At 52.1% G+C, this 808-nt stretch carries 2 protein-coding genes; one reads left to right on the top strand and one right to left on the bottom strand.

From position 1 onward, the window contains the following. The first annotated feature begins 109 nt into the window (after positions 1-109). Positions 110-577: an ion channel gene (locus tag ACOCD2_RS23150; protein WP_293650609.1), complete on the top strand. Its 468-nt coding sequence runs from the start codon at positions 110-112 to the stop codon at positions 575-577. Between the two features lie 7 nt (positions 578-584). Here ACOCD2_RS23150 and ACOCD2_RS23145 read toward each other — a convergent pair. Then, on the bottom strand, positions 585-808 hold a 224-nt coding region (locus tag ACOCD2_RS23145; RefSeq protein ID WP_293653654.1), incomplete at its 5' end, for a hypothetical protein.

The raw sequence follows: 808 nt of genomic DNA, 5'->3' as shown, positions 1-808 counted from the left end.
TATCTCAACCATGTGCTACAGCATATTGGGAACGCCAAGATGGTTGAGGACGTCGAAGCCTTGCTACCCTGGAACACCTCCCTCAACAAGATGCAAAAGGGTTGATTCTTTGGCGCTTACGGTCCTGCGCTACTACCGGAACAAGGAATACCTGATCAACAACAGTTCCTTTGCAGCCAGCCTGAGGGTCGTCGGCGGTGTCATGCTGCTGCTGGTGATTGGCAACCTGGCACAGATTGCCATCTGGGGAGGCATGTTTCAGCTCCTTGGGGAGTACGGGAATTTCAACGCGGCTTTCTATCATTCCGCCGTGAATTTCGCGACCCTGGGATACGGTGACGTGGTCATGTCCGAAAAACACAAGCTGCTGGGGCCTCTGGAATCCCTGAACGGCATCTTGATGATCGGCGTATCCCACTTCAGCCCTGATGAACGCCCTACAAAACGCCATGCGCCGGACGCTGAAGGCCCTGGAAGAGCAGGAAGGCAGCTGAGAAAACGGTGGAATCCTTGGGCAATCGGAACATTCCAGCCAGCATGTTTCATGCTGGCCGCTGAAAATCCCGAATTCCGGTAAAACCTGCCTACCAAGAGTCTGTCGGGTTTGACCATTTGCAGCCAAATAATGGTGAACGACCACCGGCTAAAAGCCGGTGGCTTCGAGTTACGGCTGAAAGCCGGTCATTTCGCCTAAAGGCGCTGTACAGCACACTGAAATCATCATCGGGTTCATCCGGCTTGTCAAGTCCCGATAGATCATAGATTTTCTTTTTGAATAATTCCGGTTGTTTTTTGTGCCAATCCTTAA

The sequence above is a fragment of the Thiolapillus sp. genome (assembly GCF_048562965.1).
Taxonomy (GTDB): domain Bacteria; phylum Pseudomonadota; class Gammaproteobacteria; order Chromatiales; family Chromatiaceae; genus Thiolapillus; species Thiolapillus brandeum_A.
Note: the sequence above shows the minus strand (reverse complement) of the source record. Positions and strands in the feature narration are given on the sequence as shown.